Origin of the sequence: Pseudomonas sp. NPDC077408, assembly GCF_050269105.1 — a bacterium.
Taxonomy (GTDB): Bacteria; Pseudomonadota; Gammaproteobacteria; order Pseudomonadales; family Pseudomonadaceae; genus Stutzerimonas.
The window spans coordinates 1-20,029 of record NZ_JBNNHS010000004.1; the positions used below are offsets into that span (position 1 = coordinate 1).

The 20,029-nt window shown below is 58.8% G+C and carries 13 protein-coding genes and 1 pseudogene; 9 read left to right on the plus strand and 5 right to left on the minus strand.

The annotated features are described in order from the left end of the window. Together ACQKEK_RS12555 and ACQKEK_RS12560 are read right to left on the minus strand one after the other, a co-directional pair. A pseudogene (locus ACQKEK_RS12555) lies at positions 1-455 on the minus strand (GntR family transcriptional regulator); the annotation flags it as partial. A gap of 700 nt (positions 456-1,155) precedes the next feature. Beyond that, entirely contained in the window at positions 1,156-3,651 is a 2,496-nt protein-coding gene (locus ACQKEK_RS12560; protein ID WP_255964291.1) for a putative bifunctional diguanylate cyclase/phosphodiesterase, read from the minus strand. Between the two features lie 316 nt (positions 3,652-3,967). Between ACQKEK_RS12560 and ACQKEK_RS12565 the strand changes: the two genes are divergently transcribed. Genes ACQKEK_RS12565 through ACQKEK_RS12575 form a run of 3 tightly spaced genes read left to right on the plus strand, consistent with a single transcriptional unit; the run spans position 3,968 to position 7,089 of the window. Then, positions 3,968-5,587 carry a methyl-accepting chemotaxis protein gene (locus tag ACQKEK_RS12565; protein WP_499142968.1) on the plus strand — a complete coding sequence of 540 codons (1,620 nt, stop codon included), beginning with the start codon at positions 3,968-3,970 and terminating at the stop codon, positions 5,585-5,587. 27 nt (positions 5,588-5,614) lie between these two features. Further along, positions 5,615-6,670, plus strand: a complete 1,056-nt coding sequence (locus ACQKEK_RS12570) for a porin (protein WP_319299168.1) — start codon at positions 5,615-5,617, stop codon at positions 6,668-6,670. 11 nt (positions 6,671-6,681) lie between these two features. Beyond that, the gene (locus ACQKEK_RS12575; protein WP_499142970.1) at positions 6,682-7,089 is read left to right on the plus strand and encodes a phosphate ABC transporter substrate-binding protein; all 408 of its coding nucleotides are present in this window, start codon (positions 6,682-6,684) and stop codon (positions 7,087-7,089) included. Positions 7,090-7,423: 334 nt separating this feature from the next. Here ACQKEK_RS12575 and ACQKEK_RS12580 read toward each other — a convergent pair whose 3' ends face one another. Continuing rightward, the gene (locus ACQKEK_RS12580; RefSeq protein ID WP_319299170.1) at positions 7,424-8,086 is read right to left on the minus strand and encodes a TetR/AcrR family transcriptional regulator; all 663 of its coding nucleotides are present in this window, start codon (positions 8,084-8,086) and stop codon (positions 7,424-7,426) included. A 635-nt stretch (positions 8,087-8,721) separates the two neighbouring features. Here ACQKEK_RS12580 and ACQKEK_RS12585 point away from each other — a divergent pair. The 6 genes from ACQKEK_RS12585 (at position 8,722) to ACQKEK_RS12610 (ending at position 16,970) form a co-directional block, all read left to right on the plus strand. Next, a complete protein-coding gene (locus tag ACQKEK_RS12585) occupies positions 8,722-10,209 on the plus strand; it encodes an efflux transporter outer membrane subunit (protein WP_319299171.1) in 1,488 nt (495 codons plus the stop codon). Between the two features lie 14 nt (positions 10,210-10,223). Further along, on the plus strand, positions 10,224-11,303 hold the full coding sequence (locus ACQKEK_RS12590) for an HlyD family secretion protein (RefSeq protein ID WP_499142972.1): 1,080 nt from the start codon (positions 10,224-10,226) through the stop codon (positions 11,301-11,303). Positions 11,304-11,306: 3 nt separating this feature from the next. Then, positions 11,307-14,078, plus strand: a complete 2,772-nt coding sequence (gene rbbA / locus ACQKEK_RS12595; protein WP_319299173.1) for a ribosome-associated ATPase/putative transporter RbbA — start codon at positions 11,307-11,309, stop codon at positions 14,076-14,078. 1 nt (position 14,079) lies between these two features. Beyond that, positions 14,080-15,210, plus strand: coding sequence for an ABC transporter permease (locus ACQKEK_RS12600; protein WP_319299174.1), 1,131 nt, complete (start codon positions 14,080-14,082; stop codon positions 15,208-15,210). 565 nt (positions 15,211-15,775) lie between these two features. Then, positions 15,776-16,027, plus strand: a complete 252-nt coding sequence (locus ACQKEK_RS12605; protein WP_319299175.1) for a hypothetical protein — start codon at positions 15,776-15,778, stop codon at positions 16,025-16,027. After that, a complete protein-coding gene (locus ACQKEK_RS12610) occupies positions 15,990-16,970 on the plus strand; it encodes a hypothetical protein (RefSeq protein ID WP_499142975.1) in 981 nt (326 codons plus the stop codon). The genes ACQKEK_RS12605 and ACQKEK_RS12610 overlap by 38 nt, the downstream gene beginning before the upstream one ends. 25 nt (positions 16,971-16,995) lie before the next feature. On the opposite strand, the gene ACQKEK_RS12615 is transcribed toward ACQKEK_RS12610, so the two are convergent. Together ACQKEK_RS12615 and ACQKEK_RS12620 are read right to left on the minus strand one after the other, a co-directional pair. Next, positions 16,996-17,988 (minus strand): Lnb N-terminal periplasmic domain-containing protein, encoded by a 993-nt coding sequence (locus ACQKEK_RS12615; protein WP_319299177.1) that lies wholly within the window; start codon positions 17,986-17,988, stop codon positions 16,996-16,998. Continuing rightward, positions 17,985-19,817 carry an esterase/lipase family protein gene (locus ACQKEK_RS12620; protein ID WP_319299178.1) on the minus strand — a complete coding sequence of 611 codons (1,833 nt, stop codon included), beginning with the start codon at positions 19,815-19,817 and terminating at the stop codon, positions 17,985-17,987. The genes ACQKEK_RS12615 and ACQKEK_RS12620 overlap by 4 nt, the downstream gene beginning before the upstream one ends. Positions 19,818-20,029: the final 212 nt, after the last annotated feature.

Consider the following 20,029-nt stretch of genomic DNA (forward strand, 5'->3'; position numbering starts at 1 on the left):
GCGAACGCCTGACGCGGGCGGTTGGGCGTTGCGGAAAACTGGATGCGGTACATACGGACAAGTTGATACAGCTCGTCGCACAGCAACTTGGCCAGCGTGCGGTTACCGCTGCCCTGGATAATCCGGTAATGGAAGTCGAAGTCGCCTTCCTGCTGGTAATAGCCGACGCCGGCCTGGAAGGCCTCATCGCGTTCATGGGTGCTTAGTACCTTGCGCAGCTCTTGAATTTCAGCCTCGCTCATACGCTCGGCCGCCAGGCGACAGGCCATGCCTTCCAGTGACTCATGGATCTCGTAGAGCTCGATCAGCTCGGCATGGCTGAGTGAAACAACACGAGCTCCCACGTGCGGCATGCGAACCAGCAGCCTCACGCAACGGTCCCCGGCTTATGCCATATGTGCGCGCAAGCTCGGGCTCAGAGATTTGCTGCCGGGGGTTATCTCGCCTTTCACGATGGCAGTTTAAATGTGACGGAATACGTGTTCCCGCCTTAAGCTGGATTTAGCATATTGTTGACACATAACGTAGCGGCCAGTGAATTTATTCCAAATAAATGTCATCGTCAACGAAGATTGTCGACACATAGGATGGACAAGCTGGCTAGGTTTTGGTTACCTGTCGCACGCCTTGGCGATCTGCTCGGCTTGAACATAGCCGCAAGCTCAGCCAATACCACCGCTTGCTCACATCGCCCAAGCAAGCGAAAAAGCGGTATTGGCAGATCGTCACGGACATAGGAGATTTCGTATTAACCAACTGCAGGACCGCTCGGCATGATTGAACTTCTCCCAGGCCGCGCCGATGTCGTAGCCGCCTTGGTACTAGAACAACGCTAGAAGTCATGTCGAGGCCTGTCTTTCGCCTGGCCTCGTGGATTCGGCATTACACCGCCAAGTGAAACTGCTCCAAAACGAGCGCTAGGCGGTCAGCAACCGTAGTACCGCAGCCTAATTAGGCCGGGGGTGATATCGATGCTAGCTAGCATTCGACTGGAGAACTCCTTGGGTAAGGGCTGAATACTCGGTCACAAAACTTGCCATTGATTGCCTTGTTAGCTACTACAATCGTATCGTTAGCTCTCAAGGTTTCTCGCCTGACACGGACCTCAAGTTAACTAGCTGCTGGTGCCTGACTCTCTGAGGGCGGCGAGCTGCATCAGCCCATTTTCTGAACCAGACGCTTCATTTCCTCAGCGGGTTGAGGCTGGCACATGTGAAAACCTTGCACCACCGCGCAGTCTGCTTCGTCCAACCACTCAAGCTGCTCATAAGTCTCCACGCCTTCGGCGGTAACCGTGAGCTCCAAGGCCTCGGCGAGCCCAACGATTGCCTTGATGATCAAACGGTCATTAGCGGAACTTAGCGCGTTGCCAATGAAGCTGCGATCTATCTTCAACCCGTCGAATGGATAACTTCGTAGGTAATTGAGCGAAGAATAGCCCGTACCGAAGTGGTCCATGGTCAGGCGTACGCCTAACTCTTTGAGCGCATTGAGTGTTTTTAACGCTCCCGCAGACTCATCCAGTAAGATGCTCTCGGTAACCTCCAGCTCAAGCCGCGAGGCAGCCAGACCGGCTTCCGTCAGTGCCCGCTGAACATCCAGTCGGAGGTCGCTCTGACGGAACTGGACCACGGACAGGTTAACTGACACGCAGATATCCTCCGGCCAGCGTGCTGCTTCGTTGCAGGCCTCAGTTAAAACCCATCGTCCAAGCGGGACGATGAGCCCAGTTTCCTCCGCTAGGTCAATGAAGTGTGCCGGTCCGAGCAGCCCCTTTTGTGGATGCTGCCAGCGCACCAGTGCCTCAGCTCCGATGATGTGCATACCATTTGTTCGATAGCGCGGCTGATACTGAAGCGCCATTTCTCCCATAGCCATGGCTTGCCGCAGGTCCATCTCAAGCTGCCGTCTTTGTAACAACCGCTGGTTCATTTCGCTGGCGTAGAACCGCCACGTGGCACGTCCGTCTTCCTTGGCCTGATAGAGCGCAATGTCCGCACAGCGCAACAGCTCGCTCGCCTCGGTAGCGTCCTGCGGCGCAAGCGCAATACCGATGCTTCCGCCGACGAAGATGTTCTGCCCTTCATACACGATCGGTTGTTTGATCTGATCGATAAGGCGTGCACAAAGCGTCTCAATGCTTTCCTGGGAGCTTATGCCATCAAGAACCATGATGAATTCGTCGCCGCCAAGCCGAGCGACGAGGTCTTCATTGCGCGTACAGTTAAGCAAACGGAGCGACATTTCCTGGAGCACCAGATCGCCTGCAGCATGCCCAAGGGTGTCGTTCACTGGCTTAAATCGATCCAGGTCCAGACTGATCATTGCCAACGGCCTGTTGGCTCCCAGCTTACCGGCCAGAAAACCATTCAAGTTGTTACGGTTGGGCAGGCCAGTCAAAGCGTCGTGCATGGATAGATGCTCCACCTGCGTCTGCGCTTTGACCTCCTCGGTGATGTCGCTGGCAGTACCTCTGTAACCGACACATTTCCCGTCCGCCATGATCGGCCGCGACGCCACGCGACAGATCCGAACGTCACCGTTACGGTCCGAGTACTTGCAACGCAAGGGTTTGCCGCTCTGTTTCTGTAACCACAGCGCGATGCCCTGCGTATCAGCCTGAAGCAGCTCATCTAGCGGACGTCCCAGCCATTGGCTGGCTTTGAATTCGGTGACCCGTTCAAACCGTTCGGAGAGGTATATCAACCTCAAGCGCTCATCGGTTTCCCACAACCAGTCCGATGCAGCCTCGGCGATATCACGAAAGCGCTTCTCACTACTAGCAAGGCTTGCCTGGCTGACCGTAAGCGCCGAGTGACTATCTTCAAGGCGTCGCGATGCCCTCACCGCATCAAGGGCGATCAACCCTATTAGAAGAAGCATTAATACCGCAGAGGAGCCGACTATCGGTAGCAGCCCTTCAAGCATCTCATGACCGAACTCAGGAGCCGACCAGCCGAAGATTACCGAGGCGCCCGCCAAGTCGGTGAGCGCTAGGCTGCCATCTTCTGATATCGCACCACCCTCACCTTGGCCAATTAAATGTAAATCGATCAGTCCGTATTGGAAGCCGAGCCGCAGCAGTTCGTCCGGATCCAGCAAATCAATCAGAACCAAGGTGGTGCCGGAAGCCCGCCTCAGGGCGACCTGATCCTCAGGCAAAGCATTTGCCGCAGCAGCGAGAACCAGCGTGTCATCGAGCCGCAGAATTCCACCTGTCAACGCATCGGGGCCACCCCGCCGGGCTTGCTCTAACAGCCCATCCAACCCAACGCCGAGCCGCTGAAGCAGATCGCTGTCCCGCATTGCCTCGGAAGTGAGCGCCCGAGTTTTTTCGACGCCGGAGCCAAACACCATAAGGGCATCGAAATCGAGGCTGTAAAAAAGCACGTCTGGAGCCGCCATCTTAGCTCGCGATTGCGGATCGGTTGAGGCGTTATTGAGCGTGACGAATGCGGCCATTCCCTGCCGAAGCATGGCCTGTCTGTGACTTAACGCCTTCTCTATCAAGAAATGGCTGTGCTCGATCACGTTACGGTCAAGCGTATCGGTCATTCGCTTAACGGAATAGGAGATAACAGACGATACAACCAGGAGCACGGCGAGCAGCAAAGGAAGCGAGCGGCGAAGGATTATCTGGCTAACACCCATGAAATACCTGTTGTTTTTATTAGTGCTGGCGGAGCGGAGCGCCCCGGATTACCACAGCGAAACGGCAGAGGGGGTATTCGGTACACCGATGCATTGAGGATTCGACCTCAGGCAAGCATAACTAGCTTGGTGCAGAGATCATCGAGAAGGTTTGTGATAAGCAGCCTTCTAAATTCTACAATTTTCTATTTTCTGTTCAAGTTAAGCCAACTTAAGTCGATACGTATGACGGCGGTCGATGATCAACGGTCGCGCCCAACATCATCTAGCCATCACTCAGTGTGCAATCCGATGCGTTCTGCCTAGAGCCAAAATTATGCTTAAAAATCTACCGCTGACTCTAAAACTGTCCCTCGCCCCTGCCGTTGCGATACTTGGCCTTGTCTTGTACGTGGGCTACACGTCGTTTCAGCTCTCGGCGACCGATTCGCAGCTGCAAGCATTGGAAACCCGCCGCTATCCAGTATTAGAACGGGCCGATGCAGCCATTTTCCAGTTCTCCCGTATCCCCGGACTGCTCAATAGCGCTGTTGCGGCTGGCGAACAGAACCTGCTCACCGAAGCTGGCGAAGTTCTGCAGGCTATCAACACACACCAGCAGGAGCTGGAGAAGCTCGTACAGGTACCCAATCGCCGTGAGCAACTCAACGACTGGCGTCTCGCCGTGGATCGTTACGCTGAAAATGCGATCTCCGCGTCCGGTAAGCTCGTCACCGGCAGCGCGTCCTTTGGTGACTTGCGTCCGAGTCTCGATCGCATGGCCAATGACCTGGCTCAGGCCCAAAAACTTGCCGCGGAGTTCCGCAGTGCCGCTTATGAGGACTTCGAGCAAACGCTTGCCGAAACCCGTGAGGTCAACGCAACCACCACTCGCCTGGGAATCATCCTCAGCCTGGCGCTGTTGATCCTGGTCACCTTATGTGCCTGGGCCGTCACGCGCAGCATCATGGCTAACGTCCGTGGCGTGATCGACTCATTACAAGGCATTGCCAAGGGCGACGGCGACCTGACCCGTCGCGTCAACGTCCAGTCCAACGACGAAATCGGCGCGATGATCCGTCTGTTCAACGGCTTCCTCGACAAATTGCAAACCACTATCCGACAAATCATCGAAGCCGCCAGTCCCATCGGCGATTGCTCGAAAGAGCTGTACCGCCTGACCCAAGGCTCCGAGGAAAACGCAAAGTCCCAACAACATCACACGGACTCGATCAGCCGTGACATCCATACCATGACCAGCAGCATTCATGAGGTAGCACAGCGTTCGCGCCAAGCCTCCGATGAGGCCGGCTCCGCTTCGCGCCAGGCCGTCACGGCCCGCAAGAACATCGGCAACCTTTCAAGCAGTATCAGTGATTTGGGCGACAGCGTGATGGGTGCCGTTCGTGCAATGCAACAGCTCGAAGAAGAAACCCAGGAAGTCGGCTCGGTGTTGACGGTGATCCGCAGTATCGCCGAACAAACCAATCTGCTCGCATTGAACGCTGCCATCGAGGCCGCCCGAGCCGGCGAGCAGGGACGTGGCTTTGCGGTGGTCGCCGACGAAGTACGCAACCTAGCGCAAAAAACCGCCGCCTCGACCGCGGAGATCCAGCAAATCATCCAGCGGTTACAGAACAGCGCCAATACCGTGCTTAACGTTATGACAGTCAACGGTAATAAATCCCGCGAAAGCATTGAGCATTCGATCGAGGCGACTCAGCTACTCGAAACCATCGCGCAGACGGTCAGCAAGATCGACGAGCTCAACGCAGGCATTGCTCGCCATACACAAGAGCAGATCGGTCTGTCCGAATCGATTCAAAAAGAAACAGAAGTGTTGCAGCAGGATGCACAAGCAACCGCAAACGGGGCCGAAGCCACGGCTCGTCTCGGCGAACAACTGGTAGGTACGGGAGATCACCTACGCCAGGCAACCGCCCAATTCCGCGTTTAAATTTATAATCCTGGAGCAGTACGAACAATGAATAAACTCAATATCCTCGGCGTGGCCATCTGCCTGGCCAGTACCTCAGCGTTCGCCTTGGATCAAGGTGAATACCGATTCAACGGCTTTGGCACTGCAGCCATCAGCCGCATCGGTGGGGCAGACGATGCGAAGGGCTATGGCGTTTCCGGCCAGACCACCGACTCTTGGCGCGGCGACCAGCTGTCAAAGCTCGGCGGACAATTTTCCTACGGCCTAACCGACCAGCTGAGCGCTACTATTCAGACCGTCGCCAAGCCTGAGCAGGACGACTGGCGTCTACAGCTGGAATGGGCGTATCTGGCGTACGCCGTCAACGATCAATTCACCGTTCGTGCTGGCCGCTTGCGCCCGGGCGCGTTCATGTTCTCCGAGACGCTAGACGTCGGTTACACCTACCCATGGCTGCGCCTGCCGGACGAAGTCTACAGTCAGATGCCTATTACAAATTACGAAGGCGCCGATGCCCTATACGCCCTGCCGCTTTCCTTCGGTACGCTGAATTTTCAAGCCAGTTACGGCCAGGCAGTAAACCGCAATATATTCATTCACGGTCTCGATACTCGTCTCGACGTGGATTACAAAAAGCTGCTGACTGGCAGCGTGAGCCTGGCGACCAATGACATCGGCACGTTCCGCTACAGCTACACCGAGTCCACTCTGAGCGTGGACCAAAGCGACGAGTTCAAGGGTAAATTCATGTCCTTTGGCCATCAGTACGATAACGGCAGCTGGGTCACTAACGCTGAAGTCATCAACCGCCGCAGCCCGCTGGGCGAGCATGATGCGTTCTACATCATGGCCGGTCACCGCTTCGGTGATTTTTTGCCTCACGTTACCTATGCGCAGCATGACGAAAGCGACGCTGGGCGCGACTCGTCATGGGCGTTTGGCCTGAACTACAGCCTGAACGCCAACGTTACGCTGAAGAGCGAGTACAAGCGCGTCGAATCCACCCGCAACTACAACGGCAGCTTTGTGCCGGCTTATAACGCCGCCGAGCCAACGTTCGACGGCGACATCTTCAGCATCGGCGCTGACTTCGTATTCTAAGGGGAGCCAACATGAATCGTTTCACTCAAAAGACTCTGGCCGCTGCCCTGTCATGCCTGGCTTGCACGGTATTGCAGGCCGAAGTGGCGGTTATCGTCAGTCCGGGCGCAGCCAAGGCCCCTTCGCAAGCAGAGGTGGCAAATATATTTCTTGGAAAGGACAAGTCCTTGAAAGGCATAGACCAAAAAGACTGGAATCCCACCAAAGAAAAATTTTACGCCGACATCATCAGCAAGAACGAAGCTCAGCTGAAGTCGTACTGGTCAGGTCTGGTGTTTACAGGCAAGGGCCAGCCACTGCCTGCCGAAGCCGGCGACTCCGCGGTTGTAGCCAAAGTCGCCGCCGAAGCCGACGCCATCGGCTACGTCGACAGCGCCGCAGTCAATGATTCAGTCAAGGTACTGTTCATCCTGCCCTGACACATTTTGTGTTTTGGTTTGCGGCCCCTAAGAGACTCTGGCGCGATGTAGCACTTAATGGCTGCAGCGTTTCCCCCAGCCCCAATCTTTAAGACGCCCGGTGCAGCGCATCGGGCGGTTTGTGTATTCAGAACGAGGTTGAGGCTGCTCAAACTTTGGGGATGCCGCGATTAGCAATGTCTGGACGCCGTCAGCATGTTTTATTCACTTTAGCGAGGCAGCCGCTTGTTCGCTTTGATCGCCGTTGCGCTATGCAGCCTCCAGTCGCTTCGGTTGTATGGCATGCCAGTGCGGTCCCGACGTTGGTAATGGCAATACTATGGCAAACCGACATCTAATTCAGCCCGCTGCCCCTACTCACCTCTGGCTGCAGAAGCTCAAGCAGCAGTTGCCTATGCGCCTCCCGCAACTGTACAAGCGATATTGACGGGTCGCCTCTGGACAACATTGAAGAGTTCAGCCATAGCAATGCGGGAGCGAGCGCCAGCGGGAAAAAGTGCTCGGTCAAGACACCTGGGCGAATGACCCTGCGTTCTATGTTGCGCTGGATGATGAGTTGCGCCCGCTCCCGTAATCCGCGCGCGACTTCCTCTCGCCAATGCCGGACCAGTGCAGGTGCTCTGGCACTTTCGGCTAGGAGCAGTCGGTAGACCGATATGGTAGCGGGGGAGTCAAACGTCGCGTACAGGCGATCAAGGTACACGTCTACTAGCTCCGGCAAAGTCAAATCTTCGTCCGGGAGCCAGCCTTGGAAATCGCAAAGCTGCTTGGTCATACGTTCGAGCAAGGCATGAAAGATCTCTTCCTTGCTTTTAAAGTGCGCGTAAATCCCTGCCTTTGACATTCCCGCGCATTCCGCTAGACGCTCCATCGACACGGCGTTGTATGTCCGATCCGAGAATTCAACCAGAGCCGCGTCCAATATTTCCTCTTTCCTAGCTGCCGAGGACAAGTAGCGGCGCTTCTCTGTGACGACGTCTTCTTTCCTGGCTGGCATTCAAAGCCCCTTTCCAAATTTGAAAAATGTTCTCACGGGATGGCCACCGACTCCACCGAAAAACAACTTTGATTCCGCCCAAACAATTTCCGTCAACCGGTATCAACGAGCCGCCCCTGGGGTTGCGGAGGCGGAATTGTAACGCACCATTAGAAACAACCGCCTGGTCGTTTGTTTTAAAAAAACCTATAATGATGAGGAATACGACCGAAAGAACACCTCGTCGACCAGCCGCTAAGACCCGGATGCATACACAATTAACGGAGATGCCCGGTGGGTTTTATCAAACTTGTGAGAAAGAAAAGCTGATGGCGGGCGTGAGCCACATACCCAGTGCAAGGGTGAACGTACATGCCATGCAATAGGCTGCACTGGCCCTTCGGCGAATCGAACACCAACCAACCTCTTCTGCACCGTGTTCTGAACGTTGGTGTCGACAGGCGTAATACAAGGTGCGCACAGCCCTTAAGGCCCCCGCTCGATTGCGGCAGACCTTAATGATCGAAGTGCCGAATTACTGCATGCGCGCTCATCGATGCCAAAGCGAGCGCCGCCACCAGCACGCCGCTGCACATGGACGCCTACCGCTCTACAACCAGACCCCATTAGGCCCGATACCCGTACGGAACGTGACCATGCCTCCAGCTTCTCTCTTGTTTCCTGAGTTCAGATTGCGCACTGCCTCGCTGGCACTGAGCGCCGTCGCATTAGCCGGCTGCATGTCGCTAGCTCCTGCTCCTGACACGCCATCGCTGCCGGTACCCGAAATTTGGCCTGATCATCTTGAATCGAGCACAGACGGCGCCCATGCGGGAGAACTGGCCTGGCAGGCGTACTTTACGGATCCCTTGCTGCAACGCCTTATCGAGACTGCACTGGAGAACAACCGCGATCTGCGCCTGGCCGCGCTGCGTGTTGAGGAAGCCAGCGCTGCGTTCCGCATTCAGCGCTCGGATCGATTTCCTGTCGTAAGCCTGGGTGCTCAAGGTGGACGCGCCCGCGTCCCTGGCGATCTGAACATGTCGGGCAGAACGCATGTGGGTGGCGAGTATCGGGCCGAGGTGGGTTTAAGCACTTGGGAATTGGATCTGTGGGGCCGAGTTCGTAATCTGGAAGACGCCGCCCTGCAAACCTGGCTGGCTACCGATGCAGCGCGCAGGGCTGTCCACCTAGCGTTGATCGCCCAAGTGGCGGACGGTTATCTTGGCTTGCGCGAGATCGACGAGCGCGTGGCTATCGCGCGGCAAACCGTGACAACCCGCGAGGAGTCCTATCGCATTTTCCGGCGTCGTGTCGAAGTCGGCTCGACCTCGACGCTGGATCTCACCCAAGTCCAGACCCTCCTGAACCAGGCTCAGGCGCTACTAACCCAGCTTGAGCAAGCTCGCGCCACGCAACTGCACGCGTTGGCGCTGCTGGTGGGCGCCGATCCTGGCCCGCTGCCTGCTAAGGCTCCCTTCGATGAAACGACGGTGCTGGCCGAACTTCGGGCCGGTTTCCCCTCGGAGCTGCTGGTCAGTCGCCCGGACATCATTTCCGCCGAACACCAATTGCGTGCTGGCGATGCCAACATCGGCGCGGCCCGTGCAGCGTTCTTACCGCGCATCGCGCTGACTGGCAGCTTCGGCACGGCCAGCAGCGATCTCAATGGCCTGTTCGATTCAGGTAGTCGTGCCTGGACCTTCATGCCCACGTTGTCGATGCCCATCTTCGATGGCGGCCGGCGGCGCGCCAACCTGGAACTGAGCGAAGTGCGTCGCGATATCGCCGTGGCCGGGTACGAGAAGACCATTCAAACGGCCTTTCGCGAGGTGGCTGATGCCCTAAGCGCCAAGTACTGGTTGGCTGAACAGTTGACGATCCAGGGAGCCAACCTGGAAACGCAAAGCGAACGCGCACGGCTGGCCCAGTTGCGTTATGACAACGGCTCGGCTGCTTTCCTAGAGGTGCTGGACGCCCAACGCGATCTGCTGGGTGCCCAGCAACAACTGGTACAGGCGCGCCGCGCGCTGCTGTCCAGCCAGGTAGCGCTGTATGCCGCGCTAGGCGGCGGCACCCTCGCCGCATCCAACGAGGTAGACGGTGCAACCTCGACTCCCGCCTCCATCCCATCAACCCGCTAAGGCACGCCGAACCCATGACCTTCTCACCCTCTCTCAAGAAAAAACTCCTGGTCGTTGCCGCTGCAGCGGTTGTCGTCGCGGTGGCCTGGTGGGGGTGGACGAAGTTTGCCAACAGCGGACCCGGCGAAGGCTTTGTCAGCGGTAACGGCCGAATCGAAGCCACCGAAATCGACATCGCTACCAAGCTTCCCGGACGTATCGAAGACATCCTGGTACGTGAAGGCGATTTCGTCACAGCTGGCCAGCCATTGGCCAGGATGCAACTTGAAACGCTTGAGGCACAGCGCGACGAAGCCTTCGCCATGCGTCAACAGGCCGAGCACGCGGTGACCGCAGCGCAGGCACAGGTCGCATTGCGCGAAGCCGACGTTGCTGCGGCGCAGGCACTCGTCGGTCAGCGCGAGTCGGAGCTAGACGCCGCACAGCGGCGTCTGGCACGTTCGGAGACACTGTCCCGAGAGGGCGCCGCCTCGATACAGGAGCTGGACGATGACCGGGCGCGCGTACGGGGCACACAGGCGACGCTCGCGGCCAGCAAAGCGCAGACTGCCGCTGCCCGCGCCGCAGTCGAGGCAGCCAAAGCACAACTGGTCGGCGCCCGCTCCAGCGTGACCGCCGCCACGGCCAGCATCATTCGCATCGAAGCCGACATCCGCGACAGTGAACTGCGCGCGCCGCGTGACGGGCGGGTTCAGGTGCGCGTGGCGCAACCTGGCGAGGTGCTTGGGTCGGGCGGACGCGTCCTGAACCTGATCGACCTGTCGGACGTATACCTCACCTTCTTCCTGCCCGAGACCGTGGCCGGGCGCGTCGGGCTCGGCTCAGAGGTGCGCATCGTTCTGGATGCCGCGCCGGAGTACGTGATACCAGCCACCGTTTCCTTCGTCGCCAGCGCGGCACAGTTCACCCCCAAAACGGTCGAAACCGCCAGCGAACGGCAAAAACTGATGTTTCGTGTGCGCGCGCAGATTTCGCCGGAGTTGCTGCGTGAACACCTGAATCAGGTCAAGACCGGGCTGCCCGGCGTGGCCTGGATCAAGCTCGACGCAAATGCCGAATGGCCTCAAAACCTGTCCCTTCGCGTGCCGGAGTAAGGTATGAGCCACAGTGGGAGCGCGCAGCTCACGACCGTTGCAAGCGTCCGTCAGGTGCGCTTGCGTTACGGCGATGTCATCGCCCTGGATGGCATCGATCTGGACATTCCCGCCGGGAGGATGGTTGGCCTGATCGGCCCCGACGGCGTCGGTAAATCCAGTCTGCTCTCATTGCTGGCTGGCGTACGTATCATCCAGAAGGGCACGGTCGAGGTACTGGGTGGCGACATGGCCAGCAAGGCCCATCGCAAGCAAGTGTGCCCTCGCATCGCCTACATGCCGCAGGGACTGGGCAAGAACCTGTATCCGACGCTCTCGGTCGAGGAAAATCTGCAATTCTTTGCGCGCCTGTTCGGTCATGGTGCCGCAGAGCGCCGCCAGCGCATCAATGGGCTGACCCAGGCCACCGGCCTGTTCAAATTCCTGTCGCGCCCGGCAGGCAAACTCTCTGGGGGCATGAAGCAAAAACTCGGCCTGTGCTGCGCGCTGATTCACGACCCGGACTTCCTGATTCTCGATGAGCCGACGACCGGCGTGGACCCGCTGGCGCGCGCGCAGTTCTGGGATCTAATTGACCGGATCCGCGCTGATCGTCCCGGCATGAGCGTGATTGTGGCCACCGCCTACATGGATGAGGCCCAGCGCTTCGACTGGCTGGCGGCCATCGACGACGGCAATGTCCTCGCCACCGGCACACCGCAGGAGTTGCTGGAACGAACAAGCAGCCTGAACCTGGAAGAGGCATTCATCCGCCTGCTCCCGGAAGAGAAAAAGCGCGGACACCAAGCGGTAGTCATTCCCCCTTTGCCGGATGACGGCGCGGACGATATCGCCATCGAAGCCGAGGAGCTGACCATGCGCTTTGGCGACTTCATCGCCGTCGATAGCGTCTCCTTTCGCATCCGGCGCGGCGAAATCTTCGGCTTCCTCGGCTCCAACGGTTGTGGCAAGTCCACCACCATGAAGATGCTCACCGGCCTGCTGCCGGCGAGCGCGGGTCGGGCCTGGCTGTTCGGTCACGAAGTCGATCCGCATGATCTGGACACCCGTCGCCGCGTCGGCTACATGTCGCAAGCGTTCTCGCTCTATAGCGAAATCACGGTACGGCAAAACCTGGAATTGCACGCCAAGCTCTTCAGCGTGCCCCCGGAGGACATTCCCGGCCGCGTGGATGAGATGGTGGAGCGCTTCGGGCTGGTGGACGTCCTCGACAGCCTGCCGGCCAGCCTGCCTTTGGGCATACGGCAGCGTTTATCGCTGGCCGTTGCCATGGTGCACAAGCCCGAGCTGCTGATCTTGGATGAACCGACCTCCGGCGTCGATCCGGTGGCGCGCGATGCGTTCTGGCGGCTGCTTATCGAGCTGTCGCGGCGCGACCGGGTAACGGTCTTCATTTCCACCCACTTCATGAACGAGGCCGAACGCTGCGACCGCATGTCGATGATGCATGCGGGTAAGGTGCTGGACAGCGACGTGCCCGCAAGACTGGTCGAGAAGCGCGGCGCCAAATCCCTTGAAGACGCCTTCATCGGCTACCTCCTCGAAGCCGAGGGCGGCGGCCCAGTCACCCCGCTCAGCCAGCCGGAGGCCGCTAATCACGAGGATCAACCCTCTGCGGCGCCTGCTGAGCACGGCGGGAACGGCGCCGGCGGTTTCAGTCTGCAGCGCATGTTTAGCTATCTGTGGCGTGAGACGCTCGAACTGCAGCGGGACCCTGTACGTGCCACACTGGCGTTGGGCGGTTCACTGCTGCTGATGTTTGTGATTGGCTTCGGCATCACCATGGACGTAGAGGACCTGAGCTATGCGGTACTCGATCGCGACCAGACCACCCTAAGCCAAAGCTACACGCTGAACCTCGCCGGCTCGCGCTACTTCACCGAGCACGCACCGATCGTCGACTACGAGGACCTCGACCGGCGTATGCGCAGCGGGGAGCTGTCGCTGGCCATCGAAATCCCCCCTGGCTTCAGCCGCGATGTGTTGCGGGGCCAGAACGTACAGATAGGCGCCTGGATCGACGGCGCTATGCCGCAACGCGCGGAGACCGTCCAAGGCTACGTCCAGGGCATGCACCAGCACTGGCTGCTAGCTCAGGCTAGCGAACGCGGCGGCGCCAGTGCAGCCAGTAATGCGAGCGTCGAGACACGCTTTCGCTACAACCCCGATGTCAAGAGCCTGCCGGCTATGGTGCCGGCGGTAATCCCTCTGCTGCTGCTCATGTTGCCGGCGATGCTGACTGCGCTGGCGGTGGTGCGTGAGAAGGAGACGGGCTCGATCACCAATCTGTACGTGACGCCGGTCACGCGTCTCGAGTTTCTGCTTGGCAAGCAACTGCCCTATGTCGGCCTGGCGATGGTGAACTTCCTACTGATGACGCTGCTCGCGGTCACCATCTTTGGCGTGCCAGTCACGGGCAGCTTCTTCACTCTCGCGCTGGCCGCGCTGATCTTCTCCTTCGCCGCGACCGGCATGGGGCTGCTGGCCTCGGCCGTCACTCGCAGCCAGATCGCTGCCATGTTCTTTGCCATGATCGGCACGCTTATACCGGCCACCCAGTTTGCCGGTCTGATCGATCCGGTGTCCTCGCTCGAGGGCTCCAGCAAGTTCATCGGGCAGATCTATCCCGCCACGCACATGATCTCCATCAGCCGCGGCGTTTTCAGCAAAGCGCTCGGCCTGGCCGATCTGACGGGGCCGCTGTGGTCGATGCTTTTGTCGGTCCCGGTCATTCTGGGCGCAGCCGTTTTGCTACTCAAGAAGCAGGAGCGCTGAGATGAGCAGAAGAACCCTGGCCAATATCTACGACCTCGGTGTCAAGGAGCTGTGGAGTCTGTGGCGCGATCCGATGATGCTCGTGCTCATCCTCTATGTGTTCACGGCGTCGGTCTACACCTCTGCCACATCCATGCCGGAGACGCTGCACAACGCGCCCATCGCCATCGTCGACGAGGATAATTCGGCGCTGTCTCAGCGGATTGCCTCGGCATTCTACCCGCCGCAGTTCACCCAGCCGGCCATGATCGACTATGGGGACGTGGACCCGGGCATGGATGCCGGGCAGTACACGTTCGCCCTGGTCATTCCGCCCAACTTCCAGCGCGACGTGCTGGCGCGGCGTTCGCCCGCCGTGCAGCTCAATGTCGACGCCACCCGCATGAGCCAGGCGTTCACCGGCAGTGGCTACGTTCAACAGATCTTCACGGGTGAAGTCAACGAGTTCGTCAAGCGTTATCGTGGAACCGACGCGCCCCCCGTGGATCTGGCGATGCGCGCGCGCTTCAACCCCGCGCTGGACAAGGCCTGGTTCGGCTCCGTGGTGCAGATCATCAACCACATCACGCTGCTGTCTATCATCCTGAGTGGCGCGGCGCTCATCCGGGAGCGCGAGCACGGCACCATCGAGCACCTGCTAGTGATGCCGGTTACCCCTGCGCAGATCATGCTCTCCAAGGTCTGGTCGATGGCCCTGGTCGTGCTGATCGCCTCCTTCCTGTCCCTGAATCTCATGGTGCGCGGCATCCTGGGCGTGCCCATCGAGGGCTCCATTGCGTTGTTCTTCGCCGGCGCGGCCCTCAGCCTGTTCACCACCACCTCGATGGGCATTTTCATCGCCACGCTGGCGCGCAATATGCCGCAGTTCGGCATGTTGATGATGCTCACGATCATGCCGCTGCAGATGCTCTCGGGTGGCACTACGCCGCGCGAAAGCATGCCCGAGATCGTGCAGAACATCATGCTGATCGCGCCCACCACCCATTTCGTGGAATTGAGCCAGGCCATTCTCTACCGGGGTGCGGGCCTGGAGACGGTATGGCAGCCGTTCCTGGCGCTGGCCCTGATCGGCACGGTGCTGTTTTTCCTGTCGTTGGCACGCTTTCGCAAAACCATCGGCCAGATGGCGTGACTGGCTGCCGCGTGTACTCGGAAACAAATGCTCGTATCGTGCGAAGCAAGTGTTGACTGATAGGATCTGATCGCCCCCGATCAGAACTTGGCTCGCCAGTTTCTGCGGGGCATTCAATAACGCTGCCGTGTGCGCTCCAGATCCAGTTCCGAAAAACGTCGACCTTCCAGGTTAACCCTCCAGCCCTTGCCGCTGAATTCAAACCGATGCGGTCACCTCAACGTCAACGGTATACACCTCTCCCTTTAGTACCTCTGGCGGAGAGCTAGGCACGCCGACGGCGATGGTGCGGTTGTCCTCACCTCTGCTATCAATCGCCATTGGCTAGGCGCCCCAATGCTCACAGTAAAGCTGGGATGCATAAAGGAATGCTACTCCCGCATTTGTTGCTCAATAGATAGATCTTAATCAACTCCAACGCATTTAAATCGCTCACAAAAACAAACGACTGGATGGTTTTTTATTGCCCCGCTACCGTTGATCGAAAGGATCACTGCCAATCTTACCGGCACCACTAGCTTCGCTATTGCAGTCTTCAGTGAGGCCACAGAGAAGGAGAGCCACCATGGCTGAAGAAAACACTACCGCGCAAAACCCGGAAGAGGATCTGACAAGCCGCTTTCCAACGGCCTATACCATCCTGCTGCTACTGATCGTCCTAGTTGCTGCGCTGAGCTGGGTTATTCCCGCCGGAAAGTATGAGCGGGTGATGAATGAAGAGGTCGGCCGTGAAGTGGCTGTGCCAGGTACTTACCAAGTGGTCGAGCCCCCAGGGCTTTATGGACGTCATGCTGGCTCCCATTGCGGGTTTTTATGATCCAGAAAGCTATGTTGCCAACGCCATCGACGTGGCGCTGTTCGTGCTGTTTCTGGGCGGCTTTCTCGGTGTGATAAATGCCACCGGTGCGATCGACACCGGTATACGCAGCGTCATGCGACATCTGGAAGGCCGAGAGATCTGGATGATTCCGATCCTGATGACGCTGTTCGCGCTTGGCGGCACGACTTACGGCATGGCCGAGGAAACCCTTGCGTTTTACAGCATTCTGATTCCGATCGTCATTGCCGCCGGCTACGATGCGGTGACTGGGGTAGCGGTGATTCTGATCGGCGCCGGAGTCGGCGTGCTGGGTTCGACCATCAATCCATTCGCCACCGTGATCGCCTCCAATGCGGCGAGCATTCCCTTTACGGACGGCATGCTGCTGCGTCTAGTGCTGCTAGTCGGTGGGCTGGTGATTTGTGCCGCCTACGTGATGCGCTACGCGAAACGAGTCAAGGCTGACCCCTCGCGCTCCGTCGTAGCCAAACAGCGCGATGCCCACCGCAAAATTTTTCTACAGGGGCATGACGATTTAAACGACGTCAAGCTGAGCCTGACCCAGAAACTGGTTCTGGCGATCTTCGCACTGACCTTCGTGGTAATGATCTGGGGTGTCTCCTCCCAGGGCTGGTGGATGGACAAGATGGGCGCACTGTTCCTAGGTGGTGCGATCGTCGCTGGCCTTGTTGCCCGCCTGGGCGAGAAGAAGCTGCGCGGAAGAAACAGCGACTCCTCAAGACCGCGCTCATGGTATCGACTGCGACCCGGATCGTCGTCAAACATCACAGAATATCAGCGACGAATACGTTCACGTCATGACTATGATTGTGCTAGAACGGTAGAACTTAGCCATTCCGAAGTTCGCCTCGTCAGCGGGGAGCCGGCATTTTCCTTGCGTCGGCCGCTGGCAGAACTAGCACAGAGGTTTGTGCTCTAGTGCGAAATCAATACTGGACCTTCCCTTACCAGCCGGGCACACCATCGCGGATTACCCGAGAAAACTCCATATTGTTACCTGCCCGCCGAGCCCGTTCGGTGATGCGTCCCTGCTGACGCAACTCTTCTAGTTTAAGATTCTGCTCTAAACCGCCTACATCCTGGACATATCCGGGTAAATAACCAGTGAGCAGCAGCCTGTAATCTAGCGGCAATCCGCGGATGATCTGGCGCATCATCTCAAAGACGATGGTGGTGCAGTTGGCGGTAATGGTGTTGTAGAAACGAGGTTCTTCCTGCAGCTGATTTGTCTGCTGGATGTAGGACAGGAAGAGCGCCCGCATCGCCTCTTCGGGCATATTTACCCGATACAGATAGACATCTTCGTTGCGAACGTTGGTGCGCACCCGCAACGCGTCTCGCTCGTCGGCGGCAACGATGCTCAGTTCGAACTGTTTGAAGAAGCCGCCAATTTCCGAATAGCTTTCGCCACGCTCTTTGCGGATTTCCACCGTGAATACCACGAACTGGCCATCATCGAAGCCGAACGAGACCAGAACGTGAGCGATGGCCGGCATCCCCCAGTAAGAGGTCGCCAAATCGACCGACGTCAGCTGATCCAGATCGTAGCGGCGGGTTTCCCAACGTGGGTCATAGTCCTCGTCGCTGCGCCAGTCGAAATTGCGCACGTTGTGCAAGGTTACCTGACTGCCCTCCGCACGTCCGTGGGTCATTCCCATCAGATCATCGGTCCAGACCCGATGGTTCGAGGGCTCTAGGGAGTTCCACCAGACCTGCAACAGCGCGAACAGCGACAGGTAGCCGCAAATCGCTATCCAGGGCCGAAGCCGCCAGAGCGTGATGAGCAGCGCCGAGGCGAGGATGCACCACAGGGCTATCGACGCGCTCTTGCCCGCAGCCATCATCGGCAACTGATACCACAGCGCCATGCCCCCCCAGGCTGTCGCCAGCAGCATTGCCAGCGAAGCCAGCACCTGCAGGAAAACACGCAGGGTCATGGTACCGGTCCCGCGAACCGGTCGCCGTCGGACTCCTGCAGATGAACGTGCAGAATGCGGCGGATTTCCATGATGGCCTCGGGCGTCTCCTGCACGCTGTGGCCGAAAGGAATCACGATTTCCGACTCTGCCGCGGCCAGATGGGCACTGGAATACGGCACCACACCATCGCTGGAATCCAGCAGTGACAACGCGGGGGTGTAGTTGCCGATGATCGAGTGGTAGCGCACCGCAGGCGAGATGGGCAGGTCGGCGCTCAGCCTGACAAAGGGGTCGTTGCTGCTGAGATTGTCGATGCTGTTGAGTGGCCGGGTCAACACCTCGGCATTGGCCGAGCCCGGGACGATCAGCAATTGCGCAACATCGGTGATCCGCCCAAGCACCGAGGCCGGCAGCTTGACGAGGCCAGCGGCCCAGCGGGAAATGCGGTTCTCGGCGAATGGCGTGCCGCGGTGCGGGGCCGCGACGAAGATCGCGCGGCTGACATCGGGCAAGGGCTCGAACCTCACATAGGGGCCGACCTCCTTCTGCACCCGCTCGAGCCTACGCCCCTGAAGCGGATACCTCTCAAGCAGGGCGTCCCACAGTTGATCTCCGGAAGACGACAGCATCAACCGCGACAGCACCCCACCCATGCTATGCCCGATTACCACCATATCCCGAGAGGCCTGGGCCGTTCCGCTCGGATCGAAGTGCTCAAGGGTCTGCTCAAGGGCCGTACGGATCGCCTTGTTGTTGAATGCCAACGGGGCGTTTGTCGGGTAATAGACTTGCCAGATCTGGTAGTTTTGCCGCAGGGCTTCGTCGCCCAGCACCTCGTTGGCGACATTGATCCAGGCTTCCGGACTGCTGGCCAGGCCATGCAGCATGATGATGATGCGGCGGTTCGGATCGTAGGGCTGCATCAGATAGACGTGTGGCTTTTCCAGTACCTCGCCCTTGCCCACTAGTGTCAGCAATGACTGGGAGGCAAATCCCGAACGAGCTAGCCAGAGCCCGTAGCCAGAGGTGAAGCTAGCCGCCAGTGGGATCTCTCGCCCGGCCATCGTGATGCTGTCCTGGCGAAATGGGTCGTAGCCGACGATATGCACCCTTTGCGTGCTCAGAACCTCGTCTAGGGTCGCTCCCGGAAAACTCGCCACTGCAGTGACGGCCGGGAACGGCGTCTCGCTCCAGGCCAGCTCCGCACTGTCCTTTCTCACCACTCTGCGATCAGTCATGGCGACCAGTTCTGCTCCCAACCCGTCCCGCCGATACTGGTTACGCAAGCCCTTAAAGGAAAGCGAAGCCGCTGGAATCAGCGCCTCCGGCAGGTCCCGGCCGCCAGCCAGACGGACATCGCCCACCGTACCCTGAATCTGCCAGCGGCCGCTATGCAGCACGAAGTTGCCCTGGCCTTCGCCAGCCTGTGGCGGGTTGCCTTGATAGCGCGCAAAGAGCCCGGTCAACGCCTTTTGCACGGAGAAGTTGTAATAGTCGCGCACCTGGGTCTGCCTATCGTCCAGGGCCCTCTGCCCCACCGTGCGCTCGGTCATGAACAGGTAAGCGTAAGCGTGCCGGGCGCTTTCCAGGTAAGCATCCAGCATGGCGTCGGTCTGCGCATCGGTCTGCGCCGATCGATTCAGCCGCAACGCTTCCTGCAGCCAGAGTTCGGCCAATACAGACAGCCGCTGCTCGTCGCCCAGCGCCTTCGACTCACCCAGCGTTCGAAGGCAGACGGCAGCGGCTGCCTTGCATTCGTCCTGGCCGATGCCGACCACCTGCAGTGCGGTCCCCACCGAAGCGCTGAGTTGCCCTGTGCTCAGCACATCCCCGCGGCGCAGGGACATGTAGTCCCTGGTTTCAAGAGCGGATACCTTGACTCCGGCGCAACCACCCAGCGACAGAAGCAACAGCACGAGGAGTGCCCCTCGCCCGATGTTGTAGCCATTTAAATCTACGCAGAGCGGAGCTGGTTGACGATTCAAACTGACGAACTCGAATGTGAACTAAGGAAGCGGCCGCCGGCACTCGCGGACCTGATTGCAGCCCAAGAGGCGCG